Raw genomic sequence first — 24022 nt, 5'->3', positions numbered from 1 at the left:
TGCCGGAATTCCGCGGGTGGCCGCAATTGATTGAGCGCGGACCCCCATGGCTGATTGAGCAAGCGGAGCGAGTCGAAATCCACAGTGACGTCGGGGGATTTCGACTCGCTTCGCTCGCTCAATCAACTACATGGGTCTCGACTCCGCTCGACCGGCGGAGAGTCGAACCCCTACAACCGGTTCCCCGTCTCTGGGTGGAACAGGTGGACAGCCGGACCGGACTGGCGCAGACGGATGCCGTCGCCGAGACGGGCCGGCGAACGCACACCGGAGCGTGCCACCATCATCACCGGCTCGCCGTCGAGGTTCTTGATCGAGTCGTCGGCGAGGTTCGCGTACACGTAGGTCTCGCTGCCGAGTTCCTCGAGGAGAGCGACGTCGGCGTTGATGCCTTCGCCTTCGCCGAGGGCGAGGTGCTCGGGACGGATGCCGACGATCACGGTGTCGAGTCCGGACGAGCGCAGCAGCGCTGCGCTCTCCTCATCGATGGAGATCGGCGCACCGGCGATGGTGATCTCGCCGTCGCGCACCGGAGCGGTGAACATATTCATGCCCGGCGAACCGATGAAGCCAGCTACGAATGCGTTGATCGGGCGGTCGTACAGCTCTGTCGGTGTCGAGAACTGCTGCAGCACACCGTGCTTGAGGACCGCGACGCGGTCGCCCATGGTCATGGCCTCCACCTGGTCGTGCGTCACGTACACGGTGGTCGTGCCCAGCCGACGCTGCAGCGCGGCGATCTGGGTACGAGTCTGCACGCGCAGCTTCGCGTCGAGGTTCGACAACGGCTCGTCCATGCAGAACACCTGCGGCTCACGGACAATGGCGCGACCCATCGCTACGCGCTGTCGCTGACCACCAGACAGCTTGGCCGGCTTGCGGTCAAGGAACTCGGTGAGGTCCAACAGTTTGGCCGCGTCCGCGACCTTCTCCTTGCGCTCGGCCAGCGGGACGCCGCGCATCTTCAACGCGAAGCCCATGTTCTCGCCGACAGTCTTGTTCGGATACAGCGCGTAGTTCTGGAAGACCATCGCGATGTCGCGCTCCTTGGGCGCGACGCCGACCATGTTCTTTCCGCCGATCCGGATCTCACCGGAGTCGATCTCCTCCAGTCCCGCGAGCATGCGGAGCGCCGTCGATTTACCGGAGCCGGACGGTCCGACGAGAACGACGAACTCGCCGTCCTCGACATCGAGGTCGAGGGAGTCGACGGCGAGCGTGTCCGCACCGGGGTAGACGCAGCAGGCTTTGTCGTAGGTGATGGAAGCCATGAGGGTTTCTCCTGAAAATGTGTACGTGAGTGAAGACGGGTCTATTTGATGGCGCCGAACGACAGACCGCGCACGAGCTTGTTCTGCGCGACCCATCCCGCGAGGACGACGGGCAGGGCCGCGAGCACCGACGCGGCCGACAGCTGCGCCCAGTACAGGCCTTGACCGGACATGAAGCTGGTGAGGAACACCGGCATCGTCTGGCCGTCGACGGCCGTCATGTTGACTGCGAAGAAGAACTCGTTCCACGAGAAGATCACGCAGATCAACGCTGTGGCCGCGATGCCGGGCGAGATCAACGGGAGGATCACCTCGCGCACCGACGTCCACAGGCTCGCACCGTCGATGCTCGCCGCTTCGAGGAGCTCGCCGGGGACTTCGAGGAAGAACGAGCGCATCATCCAGATGGCGATCGGGAGGTTCATCGCCGTGTACAGGATGATGAGCGTCCACACGTTGTCGAGCATCCCGATCTGGCCGACGATCACGTACAGCGGGATGATCGCCGCGACGATCGGCAGCATCTTGGTGGACAGGAAGAAGAACAGCGCGTCCTTCGTCTTCCGGACCGGGCGCAGCGACAGCGCGAACGCCGCCGGCACGCCGAGCAACAGCACGAGCACCGTCGACACGACGGTCGCGAACACCGAGTTCAGCAGCGGTGTGCCGATCCCCGCGTCGAAGACGTTCTTGAACTGGTCGAGGGTCGGGCTGAAGATGAACGTCGGCGGACTGGTTGCCGCGTCGGACTCCTTCTTGAACGCCTGCAGCACCATCCACAGCACCGGGAAGAAGAACCCGATCGCCAGGATCCAGGTGATCGTGGTGAGCAGGATCCCCTTGGGGTCGCGCTTACGACGCAGTGTGGTGACGTCGGGACTGGTCGCGGTAGCCATCACGCGGCCTCCTCTGTTCCGGAGAATGACTTGAATATCAGGCGGAGCGCGAACGTCGCGATGACGATCGTTCCGATCACGGTGACCACACCCATCGCCGCGGCCTGACCGATGTCGAAGCCGAGGAACGCGCGCTGATAGATGTAGAACGGCAGGTTGGCGCTGGAGACGCCAGGCCCGCCCGAGGTCATCATGTACACGGCGTCGAACGTGTTGACCAGGTAGATCGCGCCGAGAACCGAGCCGAGTTCGATGAACCGCCGCAGATGCGGGAGGGTCAGCTCGCGAAACAGCCGAAAGCTGGTGGCTCCGTCGACACGAGCGGCCTCCTGGACGTCACGCGGCATCGACTGCAGACCCGCGAGGATCAGCAGCATCATGAACGGCGTCCACTGCCACACGAGCTCGGCCATCACGCTCATCAGCGGGAAGTCCGACAGCCAGTCGACGTGGATGCCGAGCGGATTCAAGGCCCAGTTCACCAGACCGTTGGTCGGCGACAGCAGGCTCGTCTTCCACAGCAGCGCCGCGGCGACCGGGGTCACCAGGAACGGGGTGATCAGCAGGGTGCGGACGATGCCGCGCCCGATGAACTTGCGGTCGAGCAGCAACGCGAACAGCAGCCCGAGGACCACCGAGATCAGCACGGTGCCGACGATCAGCAAGACCGTGTTGAGCGTGACCTGCCAGAACTGACGGTCGCCGAAGACGTCCACGTAGTTCGAGAGCCCGACGAAGTGCCGAGATCCCGGGCGGACGAGGTTCCACGACTGCGTCGAGTAGTAGAGCGTGAAGATGAACGGGATCTGCGTGACGACCAGCAGGAAGATCAGTGCGGGCAGCAGTGGGCCGCGCCGACGCCACCCCTCGGCTCGCGAGATCTGTTCCTTCTTCGACGTGATCGACGGTTTCCCGGTCGACATCGTGCCGCCCGTCGGGGTGGATACGACAGTGCTCACTGCGACTCCTCCTGATAGGACTCACCGACGACCTCGGCGTACTTCTGCGATTGAGCGAGCGCTTCGTCGACGGTGATCTGTCCGGCGATCGCCGCCGAGATCTGTTGGCTCACTCGAGTACCGAGGTCCTGGAACTCTGGGATGGAGAGGAATTGGATTCCCTCGTACGGCACGGGCTCGAGCGTCGGGCGGGTCTGGTCGGCGGCGTTCATCGCCGACAGCATCTGCTCCGAGTAGGGCGCCGAGGCTTCCTTGACCGCCGGGATCTCGTAGGTGGAGAGTCGGCTGCCCGGTGGGACGCTCTCGGGTCCCTTCTTCTCGACGACGTACTTCATGTAGTCCTTGCTGGTCATCCATTCGATGAACTTCCAGGCGTCGTCATGCTTGTCGCTGCTGGTGGGAATCCCCAGTGCCCAGGTGTACAGCCAGCCGTTGCCGCCCTTGGCCATCGACGGCGCAGGCAGGTAGCCGACGTCGCCCGCGATCGCCGACTCGTCCTTGTTCTCCAGCACGGAGACGGCCGACGTCGCGTCGTACCACATCGCCGTCTGCCCCTGAGCGAGCAAGTTGCTGCATTCCTGGAAACCCGACGACGCCGCGCCTGCCTCGCCGTATTTCCGCACGGTGTCGACGTAGAACTGCACCGCGTCACGTACTTGAGGACTGTCGAACTGAGCGTTCCAGTCCTCGTCGTACCAGCGACCGCCGTACGCGTTGATGACCGTGCTCAGCGGCGCGATGACCTCGCCCCAGCCGGGTTTGCCGCGCAGGCAGATACCGGCGACCTTGTCGGAGTCGAGTTTCGCCGCGGCCTCCGCGACCTGCGGCCACGTCGGGTCCGCAGGCAGTGTCACGCCTTTTTCGGCGAACATCTTCTTGTTGTACATGAGGAACGACGACTCGCCGTAGAACGGTGCGGCGTACATATTGCCGTCGTACGAGAGGGCCGACTTCAGCGTCGGGATGAAGTCGTCGGCGTCGTATCCCGGTGAGTCGTTCATGTACGGGGTGAGGTCGACCAACCAGCCGTACTCACCCCACATCGGTGTCTCGTAGTTGCTGATCATGACGACGTCGAACTCACCGCCGCCGGTCGCGACCGACGCGGTGATCTTGGCGCGAGCCTCGTTCTCCGACAGCGTCACGAACTTGACGTCGATGCCCGTCTCTTCGGTGAACTGACCCGAGAGTTCGACGGCGTCCTGCATCTGGGAGTTCGACACCATCGCGACGGTGATCTGCCGGTCGGAGTCGCCGAACAATGCGCCCGCGCCGGAACACCCGGTCGCGACCATCGCAACGGCGACCGCGGCTGCACCCGCCGCAAGCGCTCGTCGGCGTCCACCGGTACGCCACCGGTGCGCCAAACCTCTTCCTGGGAACCTCACTGTTCACCCTTCTCTTGTGACGCGAGTTCTTGTGACACGAGCCATCGCGCGGTCGCCGAATCGGTGACGACGATGGTTGCGTACCCGCCGCGCAGAGCGCCGAGAACGGCTTCCTGCCTGTGGGGTCCGCCGGATATGAGAATCGATGTCGGGCAGTCCCGCAACGCCTCGAGGGAGACGGACACGGTCCGTTCCACGAGGCTGGACTTCACGGCGACGCCGTGGATGTCGTAGAAGCGGCCGCCGATCTCGCCGACCGCGCCCAACGAGAGGAGTTCGTCGAGGACGACGGAGTCGATGAACGCGCCCTCGAAGAGGGTCGTCGACGTGGACGCCGAGCCGACGCCGTAGAGGACGATCTGCGCTTGCCGCGCTGCGTCGAGCGACTGCGAGATCAGCGAGTCGCGTTGCAGCGCTTCGACTGTCCCGGCATCCACGTACAGCGGGGCGATCAGACGGACGGGTTGCGCGCCGAGGCATTCGGAGAATCGCATGAGGGTGTGGTCGAGCCCGGTCGCGTAGTCGACGGAGGTCATCGAACCGTCCATCTGCACGACGCGCGAGCACGACGCCGACCCGCGCATCGCGTCTGCCACTGCGATCTGCTCGGGGCCCCACGTGAAACCGAAGGTGTCGTCCGGTTGGATCCGCCGCATCAAGATCGATGCGCCCGCGCGGCCGAGTGCCGCAGTCCCGGTGCCGGTCCCGTCCGCGACCTCGTCCATGACGAGGACTTCGTCGAGCCCGAACGTCTGCTCCATCTCGCGCTCGAGGTCGGTGTGGATGGAGGACGCGAGGTGCGGCGGCGCAGAGACGGTCACCTGAACCAGGCCCTGCGCTCGGGCGCGGGCGATGAGCCTGCCTGCCGTCGGTCGGGAGACGCCGAGCCGACGTGCGATGTCGGCCTGGGTCAGCCCGTCGAGGTGGTACATCGCGGCAGCCCGCACGAGGAGTCGCAGGTCGTGACCAGAGTCCGAACCCGCTCGCGACGACGCCGAACGGCGCGAGGAGCCGGAATGGTCCTTCGCCGGTTCGTCAGCGGTTCGCTCTGCCGTCATCGGTATATTGCTCTCGTATCGTTGTGAACATATGCTCACACATTGTGAATGTGCTCAGTAGGGTAGCATTCCACTGTGACGTACGCAACAACACTATGTCCGGTATGCGCCCGGTCATGGCGGTCTGGAGAGGTGCATCGATGAGCATTCCATTGAGCTCGGCGAATCTGGAGCAGATCAGCGGAGCCGCCGTCCCTGATTACGACCGCTCGGCGATCACCACGGGCATCGTCCACTTCGGCGTTGGCGGGTTCCACCGCGCGCACCAGGCGATGTATCTCGACCGCCTCCTCGCCGCAGATCCGGATGCGTCGACCTGGGGCATCTGCGGCGTCGGGGTCCGCGAGGCCGACGCCGCGATGCGCGACGCACTGCTCGGCCAAGACTGCCTGTACTCGCTGACGCTCAAGCATCCGGACGGGGCAGTCGAGACGTCGGTGATCGGATCGATCGTCGACTATCTGTACGCCCCGGACGATCCGGACGCCGTCGTCGAACGTCTCGCCGATCCGGCCACCCGCATCGTCTCCCTGACGGTCACCGAAGGCGGCTACAACTTCTCGCCCTCGACCGGCGAGTTCGACGCCGCCAATCCCGACGTCGTGGCCGACCTCTCCGGCACGACGCCGCTGGTCACCGTGTTCGGACTGGTCACCGAGTCGCTGGCCCGTCGGCGCGAGCGCGGAGTTCCGGCGTTCACCGTGATGTCGTGCGACAACGTCCAGGGCAACGGTCACATGGCGCGGTCGACGTTCCTCGCCTTCGCGAAGCTCCGCGACCCCGAACTCGCCGCGTGGATCGCCGACAACGCGCGGTTCCCGAACTCGATGGTCGACCGGATCACCCCGGCCACGCCACCGGAACTCGCCTCCGAGGTCGCCGAGAGCACCGGCGTCTCCGACAACTGGCCAGTCGTCGCCGAGCCGTTCACGCAGTGGGTCCTCGAAGACGACTTCTCGATGGGCCGGCCCGCGTTCGAGAAAGTCGGCGTCCAGGTGGTCGACGATGTGACGCCGTACGAGCACATGAAGCTGCGCCTCTTGAACGCCGGCCATCAGGCGCTCTGCTACTTCGGATATCTACTCGGATACCGCTACGTGCACGATGCGGCGAGCGACCCGGACATCGTCGCACTGCTGCGCCGCTACATGACCGAGGAGGGCAAACCGACACTTGCCGCCCTGCCGGGGGTCGACGTCGACGAGTACATCGACACCTTGCTTGAGCGGTTCGCGAATCCGGCGATCGCCGACACCGTCGCGCGACTGTGCCAGGACTCGTCGGACCGCATCCCGAAATGGCTGGTCCCGGTGATCCGTGACCGCATCGCGGCCGGCGACGGCGTTCCGTTGGCCGCCGCCGTCGTCGCGAGTTGGACCCGGTACGCCGAAGGCATCGACGAGCAGGGTGAGCCGATCGACGTCGTCGACGGGCTGGCCGCACGACTGGTTCCGTTGGCGCAGAAGTCGCAGACCGAGCCGCTGGCGTTCGTGCGCGACGAAGATTTGTTCGGCGACCTCGCCGACCACGAACTGTTCACTGCTCCCTACCTCCGAGCCCTCGACCTGCTGCGCACCGTCGGCGCCCGAAAGACGTTGGAGGCCGTTCTCGCATGACACTCGTCGCGGGCGTCGACTCGTCGACCCAATCGTGCAAAGTGCTGATCTGCGATGCCGAGACCGGCGAGATCGTCCGATCGGCGACCGCCGCGCACCCGGACGGTACGTCGGTGTCGCCCGAGCACTGGTTGACCGCCCTGTATTCCGCGATCGACGAGGCAGGCGGACTCGACGACGTCGCCGCACTGTCGATCGGCGGCCAACAGCACGGCATGGTGTGCCTCGACGCCGACGGCGAGGTGGTGCGCGACGCGCTCCTCTGGAACGACACCCGCTCGGCGGGCGCCGCGGCCGACCTCGTGGACGAGTTCGGCGGGCCCGACGAATGGGCGAAGGCTGTCGGCGTGGTTCCGATCGCCTCGATCACCGCGACGAAGCTGCGATGGCTCGCCGACGAGGAACCCGAGAACGCCGATCGGACGGCCGCCGTATGCCTTCCGCACGACTGGTTGATCTGGAAGCTGCTCGGTGGCGCCGACCTCGCCGAACTGACGACCGACCGTAGCGACGCCTCTGGCACCGGATACTTCAGCGCGACGATCGGTGAGTACCGAGACGACCTGTTGGACTTGGCTTTCCGTGGGCGACGACCACTACTCCCCCGCATCGTCGGGCCCGGCGAGCGGGCCGGGACCGCCCCGTCGGGTCTCGTGATCGGTGCGGGCGCGGGCGACAATGCGGCCGCCGCGCTCGGTCTGCACGCCCGGACCGGCGACGCTGTCGTCTCCCTCGGCACCTCCGGTGTCGTCAGCGCGGTGACCGACGTTCCGCCATGCGACCCATCGGGGCTGGTCGCCGGTTTCGCCGACGCGACCGGCCGGCATCTGCCCCTGGTCTGCACCCTCAACGGCGCCCCGGTCCTGGCCTCGACGGCGGCCATGCTCGGCGTCGACTTCGACGAGTTCGCCCGGCTCGCACTGTCGGCTCCTGCCGGCTCCGACGGCATCACGATGGTCCCCTACTTCGCGGGCGAACGGTCGCCGAACCTGCCCGATGCGACGGGGTCGATCGCCGGAATCACCGCCTCGAACTTCTCGCCCGCAGGCATCGCCCGCGCCGCCGTCGAAGGTCTCCTCTGCTCCCTGGTGTACTGCCGCGAGCGCATCGAGTCCCAGGGCATCGACGTGCAGCGCGTCACGCTGATCGGCGGCGGGTCCAAATCCCCTGCCGTGCAACAGATCGCCGCGTCGTTGTTCGGCGGCGAGGTCACCATGCCGGTCGACGGCGAGTACGTCGCCCTCGGCGCCGCCCGCCAAGCCGCCTGGGCCCTGACCGGCGAGCTCCCCCAGTGGACGGTCTCCTCGCGGACGGTGTCGGCCGAGCCGACCCCGCACGTGTACCAGCAGTATCGAGCCGTCGCCGACGCGGTCGCGCGCTCGTAGCGCGGAGTCCCACGCCGGTCGCGCGGAGTCGAGACCGCCACGCTGGTCGAGCGGAGTCGAGACAACGCTGTAGTTCACTGCCACATAGCGGCAGCAATCTACAGCGTTGTTGTGAATCGAGCCTCCCGGCGAGACCTCAGACCCGGTTCCGCGCGACCATCTGCGCGGCGATGACGTTCCGTTGGATCTCGTTGGTCCCCTCGCCGACGATCATCAGCGGCGCGTCACGGAAGTAGCGTTCGACGTCGTATTCCTTCGAGTACCCGTACCCGCCGTGAACTCGGACCGCGTCCAACGCGATCTGCATCGCGGTCTCCGACGCGAACAGTTTGGCCATGCCGGCCTCCATGTCGGCGCGCTCACCGCGATCGAGTTTCTCGGCGGCGTCGATCGTCAACAGTCGCGCAGCTTGCTGCTTGGTTCCCATATCGGCGAGCAGGTTGCCGATGCTCTGGTGTTTCCAGATCGGTTTGCCGAACGACTCGCGTTCTTGCGCGTACTTCACAGCGGCATCCAACGCGGCTTGCCCGACGCCCAGAGCGCGCGACGCCACCTGGATACGTCCCATCTCCAAGCCGCGCATCATGTGCGCCCATCCCCGATTCGGCTCGCCGCCGAGAACCGCGTCCGCCGGAACCGCCATGCCGTCGAACACCAGCTCGCACGCCTCGACGCCCCGGTACCCGAGTTTCGGGAGCTTGCGTGAGATCGTCAGTCCCTCACCGGGTTCGACGAGGATCACGCTCATCCCGCCATGCGCGGGCGACGCCGCGCGATCAGTGATGCACAACAGACCGATCAGACCTGAGTGCTGCGCATTCGAGATCCAGGTCTTCGATCCCGTGATCGAGAAGCCGCCGTCGACTGGATCGGCGAAGGTCCGCATGTTCTGCAGGTCGCTGCCGCCTCCCGGTTCGGTGAGCGCCATCGTCGCTCGAATCGAGCCGTCGGCCAGGCGCGGCAGATACTTCTGCTTCTGTTCGTCGGTGCCGAACGTCTTGACCAGGAAGGTGATGACCGAGTGGCCGCCGATCGCGCCCGCCAGACTCATCCATCCACGAGCGAGTTCCTCGGTGACCCGCGCGAAGCACGCCGTGCTCACATCGACTCCGCCGAACTCCGCGGGAGCCAACAACCCGAAGAACCCGAGGGCCTTCATCTCCTCGATGAACGCCTCCGGGTACACATCCGGCTCGTCGAGTTCGCGAACGTTGCCGCGCACCCGCTTGTCCGTGAAGTCCGCGACCAGAGCAACCATGTCCTGTTCGTCTGCGGTCAAAGCCATCGATGAGTCCTCTCGCCGGGTCCACAAGTCATGTTATGCCGCCCCGGTCGATCGCAATCCGGCGAGCAACGCAGGACAGCCTGTCTCAGCAGCCGGAGGCCGAGGGGCGCGCCCGATTGACTCCGCCGCGAGCACCGCGGGTAGAACGGAAGGCGTGATGTCTGCTCCGAGCCCCTACACCCGCGAGTTCGGGATACGTGCTCCATGACCACCGATCAGCCGCTGAACACCAGCAAGTCACTCGTCCCCAGCCTGATCTACGCCGCCCTGACGACGTCGATCGTCAGTTCGCTCGGCATGCTGCTGGTGCCGTCGATCGCGTCCGAACTCGACGTCTCGGTCAGCGCTGCACAGTGGATGCTCACGGTGAACCTGCTGGTAGGCGCCGTCGCGACCCCGATCATGGGCAGGCTGTCCGATGGACGCAACACCAAACGTCTCCTCCTGATCTCGCTCGCCGTCATCCTCGTCGGATCCATCGTCGCGGGATCGGCCCCGACGTTCGGCGTCTTCCTCGTCGGCCGCGCGCTGCAAGGCCTGACCTACGGAATCGTGCCGGTGACCATCGTGCTGGCCCGCCGCCACCTCGGCGGTGCAGGTCGCGCCGACCCCGCCATCTCGACGTTGTCGGTGACGGTCGCGACCGGCCTGGGCCTCGGCTATCCGTTGACCGGCATCCTCGCGAGCATGCTCGATTATCGGGTCGCTTTCTGGTTCGCCGCGGTCTTCGTCTTGACCGCGATCGTCGTCGTCTGGAAATGGGTGCCGTCTGACGGCGAGGCCGGTACGTCTCGGCCGTTCGACACCCCGGGCGCCGCCCTGCTGTCCGTCGGACTGGCCGGCCTGCTCATCGCCGTCAGCCAGGGATCGCACTGGGGTTGGCTGTCGGTTCCGACGATCGCGGCGATCGTCATCGGCGCGGCCTGCCTCGTCGTCTGGGCGGTCGTCGAACTGCGGTCGCGAGATCCGTTGATCAACCTGCACGTCGTCAAGACGCCGGACGTACTCTTGGCCAACCTGACGGCGATCAGTCTCGGCGCCTCGATGTACATGAGCCTGTCGACCATCAGCATCATCGCGCAGGCCCCCGAGTCGACCGGTTACGGACTCGAACTCCCGTTGTTCTGGGCCGGATTCGTGATGCTCCCGCTGTCGGTCGGCAGCCTCGTAGGCAACCGATTCGTTCGACGCCTCGGACCGGGCTCCATGACGACGATGCTGCCTGCCGGCTCGTCGTTGATGGCTGCGTCTGCGCTCATGATCTGGCTGACCAACGATCACCTGTGGGAGATCCTGGTCGGGATGACCCTCTTCGGACTCGGCATGGGTTCGGCATACGCCGCGATGCCCACGCTCATTGCACGCAACGTCGCAGTCTTCGAAGTCGGCAGCGCAGTCAGCTTCAACCAGGTCCTGCGCACAGTCGGTGGCGCGGCAGGCAGCGCGATCGTCGGCTCGATCCTCGCCGCCAGCCCCGGGAAGAGCGGAATCACTGCGTCGCTCGCCGTCGCTGCAATAACGGCGACGGCGGTCTGCGTCGCACTCGTGATCAATCAGGTGCGGGTGGCGCGGAAGTCCGCGCACGGCGTCTGACCTACTTCAGATCGAGCGTCTTCGCAGTCACGTCTGCCATGCGACGCTCGCCGAGCGAGTTCGGGTGGACGGGCACGAACTGGGATGTGGTGAGCACCGGCTCGACCCATCGCACGCCGGGAGCCTTGCAGGCGTCGTGGCCGACAGAGGCTGCCGCCGCATCCACGAGCGTCACACCGGTCTTCTCCGCCGCGCGAGCGATCGCGTCGTTGAGTTCGGCTTGGACTCGGTGGGTGAACTTCCCGTCGCCCGCCGATATCGGCATCCCGTTGCACGGTGCGTTGCGGTCGGGTGCAATCCACGGGTAGTTGAGCGCGGCCACCCGGGCGTTCGGGGCCTTGACTCGGACTGCCTTCATGGCCTTGACCAGATTCGGGTAGGTCGTCTCGCGGATCGTCTTGGACGCCGACTTCGCGTACTTGTCTTCACAGGGCGTTCCGCGCATTCCGGAGCCGACGCCCGCGACCACACAGTTGATCACGGTGCCTGCGAATAGGTCGTCGTCGTTTCCGCCGATGGAGAACGTCACCAGATCGACGTCGTCGTCGAGTGCAGCGAGTTGGGGCTTGACACCGGATTGCTGCGAACTGAAGAAGTCCTCAGTCGTCGCCCCACCACAACTGACGTCGGTGAGGTCGTACCCGTTCGATCGAGCCACGAGCTTGGCGTAGTTATCGGCCGACTGCATGCACCCGATGCTCGCCTCTGGCGCGAACGGCAGCACGCCTGACCCCGCCGAGTAGCTGTCGCCGAGGTTGACGTACTTCAGTGGCGCGGGTGTCGCCTGCGCTGCACCCGGCATGAGGCCAACCGCCATCACCGCTGCGGCAGCCAGAGCACCCACCGTCGTCGCCACATGCTTGAACCGCATCCCACACCCCTACAAGTTGATCGATCGAACTAATTCACTGTTGGAGTGCACGATAACGCACGGAGTTCGGACGCCAGGACAGAATCTCTCGATTCGGTCTGTCCTGGCGTCCCCGACCCCGCTCTACGCGCTACTCGTCGTGAAGAACGACGAGCAGGTCGCCCGCTTCGACCTGTGCCACCGTCTCGATGACGGTCCGAGTGACTGTGCCCGAGTGCGGTGTGGTGATCGGAGCCTCCATCTTCATCGCTTCGATGGTGCCGATCTGTCCGCCTGCCTCGATGTGATCGCCCTCGTTCACCGACAGCGTGACGACGCCTGCGAACGGCGCAGGGATGTGTCCGGAGTTGTTCTTGTCGGCCTTCTCCGCGGTCGCGACGTCGGCCTTGATCGAACGGTCCCGAGCGGGCACCGGTCGTAGGTGGCCGTTGAGGATGCACATCACGGTTCGCATGCCCTGCTCGTCCGGCTCGGAGATCGCCTCCAACCCGATGAGGAGATTGACGCCCTTGGACAGCTCCACTCGATGCTCCATGCCCGAGCGGAGTCCGTAGAGGAACTGGGCCGCCGACAGACTCGAGGTGTCCCCGAATGTCTCGACGTGCTCCAGGTACTCCTTGGTCGGTCCTGGAAACAGGAGCCGGTTCAGCGTCGAGCGGCGCGTCGCCGAGTCGCCTGCCAGCGCGGCTTCGTCCTCGGCCGACAGTTCGGCCTGCGGTTCGGGCTCGTCACGCCCCTCCAATGCGCGACTGCGGAACGGTTCGGGCCACCCTCCGACGGGTGTTCCGAGTTCGCCCTGCAGGAAGCCGATGACCGAGTCCGGGACGTCGTAGCGTCCCGGATTCTCGGCGAACTCCTCGACGTCCACACCGGAGCCGACGAGGGCCAAGGCGAGGTCGCCGACGACCTTCGACGACGGCGTCACCTTCACGAGGCGCCCCAGGAGCCGATCGGCCGCAGCGTACTTCGCCTCGACCTCTTCGAACCGGTCAGCCAACCCGAGCGCGGTGGCCTGCGACCGCAGGTTCGACAGCTGACCGCCCGGGATCTCGTGCGTGTAGACGCGTCCGGTCGGAGCCGGAACACCCGACTCGAACGGTGCGTACACCTTGCGGAGGGTCTCCCAGTACGGTTCCAACTCGCAGACGGCGTCCAGGCTCAGACCGGTGTCGAACTCGCTGTGCGCGGCAGCCGCCACGATCGCCGACAGCGACGGCTGACTCGTCGTCCCCGACATCGGCGAACTCGCACCGTCGACCGCATCCGCACCGGCCTGCCACGCAGCCAGGTAGGTGGCCAGCTGGCCGCCCGGCGTGTCGTGCGTATGCACGTGGATCGGCAGGTCGAACTCCGAGCGCAGCGCCGACACCAGGGTCGACGCGGCGGGCGCGCGCAGCAGTCCGGCCATGTCTTTGATCGCCAGGACGTGCGCGCCCGCGTTCACGATTTTCTCGGCCAACCGCAGGTAGTAGTCCAGCGTGTACAGATTCTCATTCGGGTCCGACAAGTCGCCGGTGTAGCTCATCGCGACTTCGGCGATCGTGGTGCCGGTCTCGCGGACCGCGTCGATCCCCGGTCGCATCTGGTCGACGTTGTTCAGCGCGTCGAAGATCCGGAAGATGTCGATTCCCGTGGATGCCGCCTCGGCGACGAATGCGCGCGTCACCGACTCCGGGTAGGGCGTGTATCCGACGGTGTTCCGCCCGCGCAGCAGCATCTGCAGGCAGATGTTCGGGACGGCCTCGCGCAACTGCGCGAGGCGGTCCCACGGATCCTCTTTCAAGAACCGCAGTGCGACGTCGTACGTCGCCCCGCCCCACGCCTCGATCGACAACAGTTCCGGCGTCAGTCGCGACACATAGGGAGCCACCGCGGTCAGGCTCGACGTCCGCACGCGCGTCGCCAGCAGCGACTGGTGCGCATCACGGAACGTCGTGTCGGTCACGGCGAGCGCCTTCTGCTCGCGCAGGCTCGCCGCGAAGCCCTCCGGCCCGAGTTCCAGCAGGCGCTGGCGGGACCCGTCACGCGGCGGCGCAGACAGGTCGACGGCGGGCAGCTTGTCAGCGAGGTTGACGTGGACCGGGCGTACACCGTTCGGGTGGTTGACCGTCACGTCGGCCAGGTACGACAGGATCTTCGACGCGCGGTCGGCCGAGGAGTTCGACGTCAACAACTCGGGGTGTTCTTCGATGAACGACGTCGTCACCCGTCCGGCCCGGAAGTCGGGGTCGTCGAGCAGCGCCTGCAGGAACGGGATGTTGGTTGCGACGCCGCGGATGCGGAACTCGGTGACAGCACGGCGGGCGTGCGCGACTGCCGACTCGAAATCGCGGCCACGACAGGTGAGCTTCACCAGCATCGAGTCGAAGTACGCGCCGACCTCCGCACCGAGTGCGGTGCCGCCGTCCAACCGAACGCCGCCGCCGCCTGGCGTGCGGTAGCCGGTGATCCGCCCGGTATCTGGCTGGAATCCGTTGGACGGATCCTCGGTGGTGATACGGCATTGGAGTGCGGCGCCGCGGATCTTGATCATGTCCTGGGACAGGCCGAGTTCGTCGAGAGTCGCGCCGGCCGCCACGCGCAGCTGCGACTGGACGAGGTCGACGTCGGTGATCTCCTCGGTGACCGTGTGCTCCACCTGGATACGTGGGTTCATCTCGATGAACATGTGCTGGCCGCGCTCGTCGACGAGGAACTCGACGGTGCCCGCACACGAGTAGTCGATCTGCTTGGCGAATGCGACGGCGTCGGCGCAGATCTTCTCGCGCAGCGCCGGATCCAAGTTCGGCGCGGGCGCCAACTCGACGACCTTCTGGTGGCGACGCTGCACCGAGCAGTCGCGCTCGAACAGGTGGATCACATTGCCGTGCGTGTCGGCGAGGATCTGCACCTCGATGTGGCGGGGATTGATGACGGCCTGCTCCAGGAACACCGTCGCGTCGCCGAACGCCGACTCGGCCTCCCTCGACGCGGCCTCGATCGCCTCGCGCAGCCCGTCGATCTCCTCGACGCGTCGCATACCGCGACCGCCGCCGCCTGCGACGGCCTTCACGAACACCGGGAACGTCATCGACTCCGCCGCGGCCAGCAGTTCGTCGATGTCGTTCGACGGCTCGGACGACGGCAGCACGGGCAGACCGGCGGCTTTCGCCGCAGCGATCGCGCTGGCCTTGTTGCCGGTCAGCTCCAACACGTGCTGCGGCGGACCGACGAACGCGATCCCGTTAGCGGCACACGCCGCAGCCAGGTCGGGGTTCTCGGACAGGAATCCATATCCCGGGTAGACCGCGTCGGCTCCGGACTTCTTGGCCGCGTCGATGATCAGGTCGATGTCCAGATAGTTGCGCACCGGGTGACCCGGCTCGCCGATCTCGTACGACTCGTCGGCCTTCGTGCGGTGCGCCGAGTTGCGGTCCTCGTAGGGGAACACGGCGACTGTGCCGATCCCCAGCTCATAGGCCGCGCGGAATCCGCGGATGGCGATCTCACCGCGATTGGCGACGAGGACTTTCTCGAAATTCGTGCTGGTCATCGGATCGGTAGTCCCTTTGATCATTATCGGGCGACGCCCCGTCAGGTATGGCGAGGCCGTCACTGTGTGCCGGTGCGCGAGGTGGTGACGCACCATCCGTCAAACGCTAGTCGGCGCAGCGGTCTACCGATATGGCTCTAGCCGATCTCGTCGATGAGATCTCAAGATGAGTCGGATCGGTTTGAAAGATGGTGGGCAGCACGCGCGTCCAGCGACACGACCGCCCAGGACACGACGAGGGCCGGGGACGGCCCCGGCCCTCGTGAAGGTTCGTACGGTGAAGGTTCTCGCGCTGAAGGTTCTCGCGGTTGTCGCTACGCGGCCACCGGCCACGGAGTCTCCGACTGCTCGATCGTGCCGGTCGGGATGGTGGCGACCGGTTCACGGACGTCGTCGTAATGCTTCGGCGTCGTGCCGTGCCGGATCGCGCTGGCGGTGTCGAGTGCCCGCATGAACGTGCGGACTCCGCGTCCCATTGTCTTCAGCATGCCCGTGCTCCTCTCCGGATCTGGTCCTGATTCGAGGTTTGACCAGCCATGCGCTGCTCTTGCACCCCGTCTCGTATACTGGTCTGTATACATCACCTATACTGCCCTGTGTGGATACAGGTGTGCAAGCAAAATCTTTGACACCGGCGGCACGTGCGATCCTCGACTCCGCATCGCGCCTGTTCTACGAGCAGGGCATCAACTCAGTCGGTGTGGACACGATCTCCGCCGACGCTGGAGTCACCAAGAAGACCCTCTACGACCGGTTCGGGTCCAAGGCCGCGCTGGTGGTCGCCTATCTCGCCGAGCGCGACGCGGACTACCGGAACTGGGTGGCCGGCATGCTCGCCGCCGTCGAACGGAGCACGAGCGACGGGGTCGGCGATGCGAAGGTCCTCGCGGTGTTCGACGCGCTGCAGTCGTGGATGGACGAGCACAGCCCCCTCGGTTGCGCGTTCGTCCATGCGCACAGCGAGCTCGTCGGCACTGCGGATCACCCGGCCCACGAGGTCATCCGGAACGGGAAACTGTGGATCAAGGACCTGTTCGCGGATCTGACGCGCGAGGCGGGTCACGCCGACTCGGACAGCCTGTCGGTCCAGTTGCTGACGTTGATCGAGGGCGCGACCGTGCTGCGTTCGATCTCCGAATTCCCGGAGGCACTGCCCGAGGCTCGACGGGCGGCTGCGGTGCTGTTGCGCGCAGAGTGACTGCGACCGACCGCCTCGGGCGTCAGTCGAGCGGCTCCTTCTCGGCCTGCTCCACGACATCGTCGTCGACGACGAGTTCCGGGAAGACCCACTTGCGGAACGCCCACCAGCGGAACGCCATTGCCACGAGCGTGCCGATGATCGAACCGCTGACGAAGTCGGCAAGATGCTCGGCGAACGGCGATATCGCCGGAGCCTGGAAGTCGAACACGTAGCGGGACATCGCGAGAGGTATCTGGCTGATTCCAAGAGCGATGGCACTCACGACGAAGAAGAGTGACGCCTCGTGGCGAGCCGAGCGCCCGCCGCGTTCCGCGAACGACCATTCGCGGTTGAGGACGTACGACACGATCGTCGCTACGAGCGTCGCGATGGAGAACGCCGTCACTGGCTTCTCATCGAGAACACTGACTTTCAACCCGAAGAACAGCACCGTCGTCAGAACGAACGTGAACAGCCCTACGAGAGCGAAGCGGATGAATCCGGCATAAGCGATCACGACCGGGAGTATTCGCCCGGGGATCACACTCACGAGCCATTTCGACGGGTTCACCGTACGCAGCCTACCTGCGCGGTAGCCGCGCGGCGCGGACGAGGAGCGCAGGTTCCGCTCCTCGTTCGCGCCGAGAGCGCAGCCGGATCGGCGAAGCAGTTCCGCTCGGCACACCCCTCGATCGTCGAGCGAGTTCTTCGTCGTTCAGCACGCGTACGCACGTAGCGCCGGTTCGCGACCGACTGGCGCCGCCTGCACGATGTGCTCGACTCCTCTCGAATAGGCGTGGGAGACACCGATGGTCGCGTCACCGGTGTCGATTCGGTCTGCACACCGCCGTGCGCAGGCTTGAGGTCGGGCGAAGCGCCCGAGGAATTGCCTCCGGGTTCCGATTCCACCACCGGCAACCGCGATCACGGACAGTCTTGCTACTGCTGCCGTCATCCGGATCCGCACGAAGTGGAACCTCCTCTCGAGACACCTCGAACGTAGTTCGTATGAATGACGAGGGGAGCAGTTTCCAGTGAATTCGCACTGAACACGCAGGCTGCCCGGCCCTCGCACCCATGTCGGGAGCGTGGCCGGGTCAGCCGGCGTCGAGGAGCCGGGACAGCATGGCCTCGATCGTCGAACCCGCGCCGCGGGGCGGGCCGTGCGGGAGGAGGTCGGGGTCTTGCCCGACGTGGTGGAGCGGGTTCACTTGCCACCGGCGGTCGCTTCCCGCGGGCCGCCAGCCGACTCGACCTGCATCGGCCCCGTCGGCCAGAACGATCGTCTCCCACTTGCCGGGTCCGGAGCCCTCGGCCCGGTTGTGCTTGCCGCACGCGGCTCCCAGATTGGTGATGTCAGTGCAGCCGCCGTCCTCCCACCGCGCCACGTGATGAGCCTCGGTCCGGGCGAACGGCACATCGCAGCCCGGGCCGGTGCACCCGCGGTCGCGGGCGAACATGGCCAGCCGCTGCGCCTTGCTCGCAAACCGCTTGCCCCGTCCGAGGTACAGGACCTCGGACGTGTTGTTCTTGAACACCGCAAGGTGCGGGGAGGCGTGAGCCGCGAGCTCGACCAGCTCGGAGACCGGAATTCGCGCACCGGTCGCGGTGAGCGCGACGCCGGCTTCGGCGGCCAGCTCCTGGTCGGTGACCGTCACGACCAGTTCGGCGGGGAGCCGGTCCGGGCGCCCCAGCCCACCGTGGCCGAGAACGAAGTCGGCCATCGCTGCGAGGGCGTCGTGATTGCGCTGGGCCGTGGACCGCGTGTCCCGCTCCCGCGCTGCGGCGAGCGCATCGGCGTCGAGACCGTCCTGGTCGACCGCGCCGAACGGAGATTCGGCGTCGTCCGGATTGTTCATCCCGGGCGCGGCCCATGCAGTCAACAGCACGTCGAGCTTGGCGCGCAGCGCCGGGGTGATCGACCCCTGCAGCTTCGACATCAGCCGCTGATCCTGCGGGGCCAGGGTGAACCCGCGGGTGCGACGACGGTCCGTGTCGTCAGTCAGTTCCCCGTCGGGGTCGAGGTGACCCAACAGCCGGGCGCCTGCCTGCCGGACCGCTTCGGGCGACAGGCCGCGGGCGACGTCCGCCAGCTGCGCCTCGGCAGCGGCGACCGTCTCGGCGTCGACCCGAGCTGGGACCTTGTCCATCACCGCATCGATCTCGGCGACGTGCCCGCGGTTGATCGCGCCCTCGCGCAGCGCCTGCGCCGTCTCCGGATTGCGGGCAGGCAGCCGGTCGCCACCGATCGCCCGGAACTCGCCCGTCGCGAACATGAGCTTCATTCGCGTGTTGGCTTCACGCACTCCCAGGCGCAGGCCGTTCGTCAGGTACTTCTGGACGGTCATGTAACCCTGGGCCTGGAACGCGAACTGGTCCGACAGTTCGATCATCAGACTCGTCGTCGCCGCTTCGGTGCGCGCCCGCATCCGCTCGTTGGTCTCGGCCGCAGCGAGCAGGTCCGCACCGGACAGCGCTGCGAACGACACCTCGTTGAGCTTCGCCACCGCCGCGTCGGCGAGGGCAATCAGGTCGGCGGGCGACTCCGGGAGCCCGGCGCCGTCGTAGCTGGAACCGTTCACCGGAATCACCTCCTTGCCGCTGGTCAGGGCTTGTTCTCAACTTCTGACCAGACACTAGCAAGAGGGTCCGACAATTCTGGTTAGTCGGTATTGGACGATTCCGAAACGGGCCGGGTCAGCCGCCGAAACTCACCCCGGTCAGCTCCTCCGACAGGTCCCACAGCTTGGCGCACATCGTCAGGTCGCTGGCGCGTGCCGTCCGACCGGCCAGCGCCGGGTACCCGCGCGTCTCGTTGAGCTTGTCGGGACCGACATAAGAACCGCCGGGCAGATCCTGACTCGCCGCGAAGAGCATCGGCCACGCGCCGGCCTCTGCCGACTGCGCGATCACCTTGTTGCCGATACGTCCGCCCAAGTCGAAGACCGGATTGCCGGTCCGGGTCTGCAAGTTGGTCGATGCGTATCCGGGGTGTGCCGCCAACGACCGCACCGTCGACCCGGCAGCCGCCAGGCGACGTTGCAGTTCGAGCGAGAACATCAGGTTGGCGAGCTTCGACTGCCCGTACGCGGCGACCCGGTTGTAACTGCGGTGCTCCCAGTTGAGGTCGGCGAGATCGATGCGACCGCCGCGGTGCATCATCGACGACATCGTGACGACTCGGTCCGTGATATGCGGCAACAACAGGGTTGTCAGCGCGAAATGGCCGAGGTGGTTGGTGCCGATCTGCATCTCGAAGCCGTCAGCAGTCCGTGCCTCCGGGACGTTCATCACGCCCGCGTTGTTGGCGAGCACCGCGATGTCGCCCGTCCACTCCTCGGCGAACGTGCGGATCGACGCCAGGTCGGCGAGATCGAGCCGTCGTACCTCAGTGTCGCCGTCGATCGACGCGGCAGCCTTCTCACCTTTCGCTGTGTCTCGCACGGCGAGAACGACTTTCGCGCCCACTCGCGCCAGCTGGGTGGCTTCCGCCAGACCCAACCCGCTGTTGGCCCCGGTCACCACGACCGTTCGGCCGGTGAAGGACGGGAGGTCGCTCGAGGTCCATGCCATTGCGTCGTTTGTCATGTCACCGTTCGTACCACTTATCGGTCCTCAGGGTCGGACGCTACGGGGTCATCCGATCCACACCGTCTTCACATTGCAGAACTCGCGGATTCCGTGTGCGGCAAGTTCACGCCCGACGCCCGACCGCCGAGTGCCGCCGAACGGCAGTTCCGGATACGACACGGTCATGCCGTTGATGAACACCTGGCCGGCGTCGAGGTCGGCGATGAATCGATCGATCTCGGCGTCGTCGGTGGTCCATGCGTTGGAGCCGAGTCCGAAGGTGGTGGCATTCGCGATCTCGAGGGCTTCGTCGATGTCGACCGCTCGGTAGAGCGCGGCGACGGGCCCGAACACCTCGTCGGTGTACATCTGCGCGTCCGGAGTCACTCCGGCGACGACTGTCGGCGGGTAGTACCACCCCGGACGATCGGGACGCGTACCACCGCAGAGGATCTCGGCACCGTGAGCGACAGCGTCGACGACGAGGTCTTCGACGCCGACCCGCCCCTGCTCGGTGGCGAGCGGTCCGACGTCGGTGTCCGGATCAGTCGGGTCGCCGACTGTCAGCGCCTTCATCTGTTCGACGAACTTCGCCGCGAAATCGTCGTACACGTCGGTGTGCACGATGAACCGCTTCGCGGCGATGCACGACTGTCCGTTGTTCTGCACGCGTGCCGTCACTGCGGTCTTCACCGCGGCGTCGATGTCGGCCGACGGCATCACGACGTACGGGTCGCTTCCGCCGAGTTCGAGGACCGTGTGCTTGACCTCGTCGCCTGCGATCGCTGCGACGGACCGGCCTGCGGGTTCACTTCCAGTCAGTGTGACGGCTGCGACGCGCGGGTCCCGTAGCACGGCTTCGACCGCGCCCGAACCGATCAGGAGTGTCTGGAAGCAGCCTTCGGGAAAGCCGCCGCGTCGAATCACGTCGGCGAGGTAGAGCGCCGACTGCGGGACGTTCGACGCATGCTTGAGCAACCCGACGTTGCCTGCCATGAGCGCCGGCGCGGCGAAACGCACTGCCTGCCAGAGGGGGAAGTTCCACGGCATGACCGCCAGGACCGCCCCGAGTGGCTGGTAGCGCGCATACGCCGTTCTGGCGTTGACCGCCTCGGCATCGGCGAGCTCGTCGGCGAGCATCGCCTCGGCGTTGTCTGCGTAATAGCGGAAACCTTTGGCGCACTTGAGAGCCTCGGCTTTGGCCGACGCCAGAGTCTTGCCCATTTCGAGGGTCATCATCGCGGCCACGTCGTCGGCTTCGGCCTCGAGCAGGTCCGCGGTGGCGCGCATCCATTCGGCGCGTTGGGCGAAGGTCGTCGAACGGTACGTCTTCGCCGTATCGGCGGCGAGGTCGATAGCGCGCTCGACGTCGTCGAACGAGGTGTCGTCGAACGTCTTGACCGTCTCACCGGTTGCGGGATTGATGGTTGCGATCACTCTGGAACACCTCTTACTCGCGTGCGGTCTGGACTCTGCCGAGTCTGCCACGCGAACCAGACGCGCGTCAGGGACCGCTCAGACCTCGACCGGCTGCCACAGGGCCGGAAGATGCAGCGAGACACCGTCTGTCTCGGCCAGTCGAGCGAGGGTCGTCATCGACACATCGAGGTCGTCACCTGCATACGGCAACGCGCGCAACGGCCGGTCGAGGGTTCGGAAGAAGTCGTCCCAGTGGGTGCACACGACGCGGCGTGCGCCGACGGCCCGGACCGTCTCCTGCCAGAACGTCTCGATGTAGCTCTCCGACTGCAGCCCGAGCTGTCCGATCCCCAGGTAGACGACGTCGGCCTGCTGCCCGGCGAGCGCACCTTCCACATACCCGGCGCTCCCGACGATCAGCGCACGCCGACCCGATTGTCGATGCGCCGCAACGATCGACCACGCCTCCCCGCAGCGATAGGCGGAGACCCGAGCGGGCTGCACCACCGGCGCGGTGATGTCGCCCGGGTAGCGGTCCGGCGGGCAGTGGTGGCCGCGGATCATGGTCACGTCGAAGGCTCCGACCGCGACCGTCGACCCCGGGTCGACGACACGGACGCGATCATCCGGGATCCCGTGTCCGAGGTGCGCTACGGACGTCCCGCCTACCAGTTCCGCGCCGGTCCGGGCGGCGACAGCGGCGGAGTCGAGCGCGTGATCGAAATGCGTGTGCACCGGGATCACCGCGTCGAGTCGGTCGACGCCCAGGCGCGTGAGTGCGGCGTCGATCCGGTCGTCCGACGAGGCAAGTCTGCGGACGCCGACCGACACGAGCGGCGGCCGGGTGAAGAATCCGTCGGTCATGATCGACGACGTCCCGTCGGTTACGAACAGGGTGGTGACGCCCGCCCAGGTGATGGTCAACGGTGCGTCGTCGGGAGCGGCCGGCAGATCGAAATACCGTGCGTAGTCGTCGAGACGAGGCCTGCCGGGTCGGATGCGCATGTGCTCGATCGTAAGGCGTGAACGGGCGGCTGCGGGTGCGTTCATTCCGTCGCCGACTCTCCGGAGGGTCAAGCGTCCTTTCCGTGACTCCTCACGCACTCTCGTGTCGCGTTTCGCGAACTTATTCGTGTTTCGGATTTCTTGATGAACCCGGGGCAACGGGCAAGCCCGATCCAATATCACTATCGGTGCGGCTTGCCCTGAATCAGAGACGCGCGGAAGACTCTGAGGCACCGTGATCAACTGGCCCGGTCGCCACCGACATAGGCTTGCAAGTGCAGACCTATGGCCGCGGCGTACGGTTCAATAGTGAAGGCTCCTCGTGGCAGACGACTCTCTCCTGACGCGCGGCGTGCACAGATCCTTGAGGTTGCGTGCAGGCTGTTCGGCGAGCGGCAGTTCGGTGACGTGTGGATCGACGATCTCGCGCGTGAATCAGGAATCTCGCGCGGTCTGCTCTATCACTACTTCGGCGGCAAGCAAGAGTTGCTCCGTGTCGTTTTCGCGCGCGAGTCGGAGACCTTCAACGAGTCGACCCGTGCAGATCCGACTCTGCCGCTGCTCGAGCAACTGCTCGACGGGCTCGACAAGTACCTGACTTACGTGAAGCAGCACCCGGCCGGCTACCGCACACTGCAACAGCAAGCAACCATGTCCGACCCTGCGATCCAAGAGATCAGGCGCACCAACGCCTTACTCCAGATCGAACGGATCCTGGAAGGACTGCACACGGCTGACCTTATCGACGCTGGCGACCGTGCTGCGGTCGAGGCCGCGCTCACCGGCTGGATTTCACTGGTGACCGCAAGCTGCCTCTCGTGGATGGATTCGGGTCAGCTGTCGGAAGAGGTCCTCAAACGGATCTGGGTCAACGCGGGCATCGGCGCAGTCGAAGGCGCGACTGGGCGACCACTGCCAGTCCGCTCTCCTATCTCCGAGCGTTTGACAACTCCCGACGCAGACTGTTGAATCGGAGTTCAACAACGGCTGGGTG

General features: G+C 66.0%; 19 protein-coding genes. 5 read left to right on the top strand and 14 right to left on the bottom strand.

The window, feature by feature from the left end:
- Nucleotides 1-170 precede the first annotated feature (170 nt).
- The 5 genes from L5G32_RS18110 to L5G32_RS18090 all read right to left on the bottom strand — a co-directional run bounded on the left by L5G32_RS18110 (nucleotide 171) and on the right by L5G32_RS18090 (nucleotide 5572).
- Nucleotides 171-1271: an ABC transporter ATP-binding protein gene (locus L5G32_RS18110; RefSeq protein ID WP_237012471.1), complete on the bottom strand. Its 1101-nt coding sequence runs from the start codon at nucleotides 1269-1271 to the stop codon at nucleotides 171-173.
- 41 nt (nucleotides 1272-1312) lie between these two features.
- Nucleotides 1313-2167, bottom strand: a complete 855-nt coding sequence (locus tag L5G32_RS18105) for a carbohydrate ABC transporter permease (protein WP_237012470.1) — start codon at nucleotides 2165-2167, stop codon at nucleotides 1313-1315.
- A complete protein-coding gene (locus L5G32_RS18100) occupies nucleotides 2167-3090 on the bottom strand; it encodes a carbohydrate ABC transporter permease (RefSeq protein WP_237012483.1) in 924 nt (307 codons plus the stop codon). Before L5G32_RS18100 ends, L5G32_RS18105 begins: the two co-directional genes overlap by 1 nt.
- Before the next feature lie 32 nt (nucleotides 3091-3122).
- The gene (locus tag L5G32_RS18095; protein ID WP_237012482.1) at nucleotides 3123-4421 is read right to left on the bottom strand and encodes an ABC transporter substrate-binding protein; all 1299 of its coding nucleotides are present in this window, start codon (nucleotides 4419-4421) and stop codon (nucleotides 3123-3125) included.
- Nucleotides 4422-4510: 89 nt separating this feature from the next.
- Nucleotides 4511-5572, bottom strand: a complete 1062-nt coding sequence (locus tag L5G32_RS18090; protein ID WP_237012469.1) for a sugar-binding transcriptional regulator — start codon at nucleotides 5570-5572, stop codon at nucleotides 4511-4513.
- 140 nt (nucleotides 5573-5712) lie between these two features.
- On the opposite strand from L5G32_RS18090, the gene L5G32_RS18085 reads away from it, so the two are divergent.
- Both L5G32_RS18085 and xylB read left to right on the top strand, forming a co-directional pair.
- Complete coding sequence (locus L5G32_RS18085; protein WP_237012468.1) at nucleotides 5713-7188, top strand: mannitol dehydrogenase family protein; 1476 nt, start codon at nucleotides 5713-5715, stop codon at nucleotides 7186-7188.
- On the top strand, nucleotides 7185-8573 hold the full coding sequence (gene xylB / locus L5G32_RS18080; RefSeq protein ID WP_237012467.1) for a xylulokinase: 1389 nt from the start codon (nucleotides 7185-7187) through the stop codon (nucleotides 8571-8573). The genes L5G32_RS18085 and xylB overlap by 4 nt, the downstream gene beginning before the upstream one ends.
- Nucleotides 8574-8709: 136 nt before the next feature.
- Here xylB and L5G32_RS18075 read toward each other — a convergent pair whose 3' ends face one another.
- Nucleotides 8710-9858 (bottom strand): acyl-CoA dehydrogenase family protein, encoded by a 1149-nt coding sequence (locus L5G32_RS18075; protein ID WP_237012466.1) that lies wholly within the window; start codon nucleotides 9856-9858, stop codon nucleotides 8710-8712.
- Between the two features lie 204 nt (nucleotides 9859-10062).
- Between L5G32_RS18075 and L5G32_RS18070 the strand changes: the two genes are divergently transcribed.
- Nucleotides 10063-11451 (top strand): MFS transporter, encoded by a 1389-nt coding sequence (locus L5G32_RS18070; protein ID WP_237012465.1) that lies wholly within the window; start codon nucleotides 10063-10065, stop codon nucleotides 11449-11451.
- 1 nt (nucleotide 11452) lies between these two features.
- Here L5G32_RS18070 and L5G32_RS18065 read toward each other — a convergent pair whose 3' ends face one another.
- From L5G32_RS18065 to L5G32_RS18055, 3 genes are all read right to left on the bottom strand, one after another.
- On the bottom strand, nucleotides 11453-12322 hold the full coding sequence (locus L5G32_RS18065; RefSeq protein ID WP_237012464.1) for an SGNH/GDSL hydrolase family protein: 870 nt from the start codon (nucleotides 12320-12322) through the stop codon (nucleotides 11453-11455).
- 130 nt (nucleotides 12323-12452) lie between these two features.
- Nucleotides 12453-15854, bottom strand: a complete 3402-nt coding sequence (locus L5G32_RS18060) for a pyruvate carboxylase (protein ID WP_237012463.1) — start codon at nucleotides 15852-15854, stop codon at nucleotides 12453-12455.
- A gap of 314 nt (nucleotides 15855-16168) precedes the next feature.
- The gene (locus L5G32_RS18055; RefSeq protein ID WP_237012462.1) at nucleotides 16169-16342 is read right to left on the bottom strand and encodes a hypothetical protein; all 174 of its coding nucleotides are present in this window, start codon (nucleotides 16340-16342) and stop codon (nucleotides 16169-16171) included.
- 122 nt (nucleotides 16343-16464) lie between these two features.
- On the opposite strand from L5G32_RS18055, the gene L5G32_RS18050 reads away from it, so the two are divergent.
- Nucleotides 16465-17052: a TetR/AcrR family transcriptional regulator gene (locus tag L5G32_RS18050; protein ID WP_237012461.1), complete on the top strand. Its 588-nt coding sequence runs from the start codon at nucleotides 16465-16467 to the stop codon at nucleotides 17050-17052.
- Between the two features lie 22 nt (nucleotides 17053-17074).
- On the opposite strand, the gene L5G32_RS18045 is transcribed toward L5G32_RS18050, so the two are convergent.
- The 5 genes from L5G32_RS18045 to L5G32_RS18025 all read right to left on the bottom strand — a co-directional run bounded on the left by L5G32_RS18045 (nucleotide 17075) and on the right by L5G32_RS18025 (nucleotide 23028).
- Complete coding sequence (locus L5G32_RS18045) at nucleotides 17075-17605, bottom strand: GtrA family protein (RefSeq protein ID WP_237012460.1); 531 nt, start codon at nucleotides 17603-17605, stop codon at nucleotides 17075-17077.
- Between the two features lie 526 nt (nucleotides 17606-18131).
- Entirely contained in the window at nucleotides 18132-19616 is a 1485-nt protein-coding gene (locus tag L5G32_RS18040) for an HNH endonuclease signature motif containing protein (protein WP_237012459.1), read from the bottom strand.
- Between the two features lie 115 nt (nucleotides 19617-19731).
- A complete protein-coding gene (locus tag L5G32_RS18035) occupies nucleotides 19732-20622 on the bottom strand; it encodes an oxidoreductase (protein ID WP_237012458.1) in 891 nt (296 codons plus the stop codon).
- A gap of 48 nt (nucleotides 20623-20670) precedes the next feature.
- Nucleotides 20671-22041, bottom strand: coding sequence for an NADP-dependent succinic semialdehyde dehydrogenase (locus L5G32_RS18030; RefSeq protein WP_237012457.1), 1371 nt, complete (start codon nucleotides 22039-22041; stop codon nucleotides 20671-20673).
- Between the two features lie 78 nt (nucleotides 22042-22119).
- Entirely contained in the window at nucleotides 22120-23028 is a 909-nt protein-coding gene (locus L5G32_RS18025; protein ID WP_237012456.1) for an MBL fold metallo-hydrolase, read from the bottom strand.
- A 309-nt stretch (nucleotides 23029-23337) separates the two neighbouring features.
- On the opposite strand from L5G32_RS18025, the gene L5G32_RS18020 reads away from it, so the two are divergent.
- Nucleotides 23338-23997, top strand: a complete 660-nt coding sequence (locus L5G32_RS18020) for a TetR/AcrR family transcriptional regulator (protein WP_237012455.1) — start codon at nucleotides 23338-23340, stop codon at nucleotides 23995-23997.
- The last annotated feature ends 25 nt before the right edge of the window (nucleotides 23998-24022 follow it).

The organism is Gordonia zhenghanii, assembly GCF_021738965.1.
Classification (GTDB): Bacteria; Actinomycetota; Actinomycetes; order Mycobacteriales; family Mycobacteriaceae; genus Gordonia; species Gordonia zhenghanii.
This window is presented reverse-complemented; position numbering and strand designations above follow the sequence as displayed.

Coding starts and splice junctions, on each gene's coding strand:
- L5G32_RS18110 (WP_237012471.1), bottom strand. CDS start 1,271: ATGGCTTCCATCACCTACGACAAAGCCTGCTGCGTCTACCCCGGTGCG.
- L5G32_RS18105 (WP_237012470.1), bottom strand. CDS start 2,167: ATGGCTACCGCGACCAGTCCCGACGTCACCACACTGCGTCGTAAGCGC.
- L5G32_RS18100 (WP_237012483.1), bottom strand. CDS start 3,090: ATGTCGACCGGGAAACCGTCGATCACGTCGAAGAAGGAACAGATCTCG.
- L5G32_RS18095 (WP_237012482.1), bottom strand. CDS start 4,421: ATGGTCGCGACCGGGTGTTCCGGCGCGGGCGCATTGTTCGGCGACTCC.
- L5G32_RS18090 (WP_237012469.1), bottom strand. CDS start 5,572: ATGACGGCAGAGCGAACCGCTGACGAACCGGCGAAGGACCATTCCGGC.
- L5G32_RS18085 (WP_237012468.1), top strand. CDS start 5,713: ATGAGCATTCCATTGAGCTCGGCGAATCTGGAGCAGATCAGCGGAGCC.
- xylB (WP_237012467.1), top strand. CDS start 7,185: ATGACACTCGTCGCGGGCGTCGACTCGTCGACCCAATCGTGCAAAGTG.
- L5G32_RS18075 (WP_237012466.1), bottom strand. CDS start 9,858: ATGGCTTTGACCGCAGACGAACAGGACATGGTTGCTCTGGTCGCGGAC.
- L5G32_RS18070 (WP_237012465.1), top strand. CDS start 10,063: ATGACCACCGATCAGCCGCTGAACACCAGCAAGTCACTCGTCCCCAGC.
- L5G32_RS18065 (WP_237012464.1), bottom strand. CDS start 12,322: ATGCGGTTCAAGCATGTGGCGACGACGGTGGGTGCTCTGGCTGCCGCA.
- L5G32_RS18060 (WP_237012463.1), bottom strand. CDS start 15,854: ATGACCAGCACGAATTTCGAGAAAGTCCTCGTCGCCAATCGCGGTGAG.
- L5G32_RS18055 (WP_237012462.1), bottom strand. CDS start 16,342: ATGCTGAAGACAATGGGACGCGGAGTCCGCACGTTCATGCGGGCACTC.
- L5G32_RS18035 (WP_237012458.1), bottom strand. CDS start 20,622: ATGACAAACGACGCAATGGCATGGACCTCGAGCGACCTCCCGTCCTTC.
- L5G32_RS18025 (WP_237012456.1), bottom strand. CDS start 23,028: ATGCGCATCCGACCCGGCAGGCCTCGTCTCGACGACTACGCACGGTAT.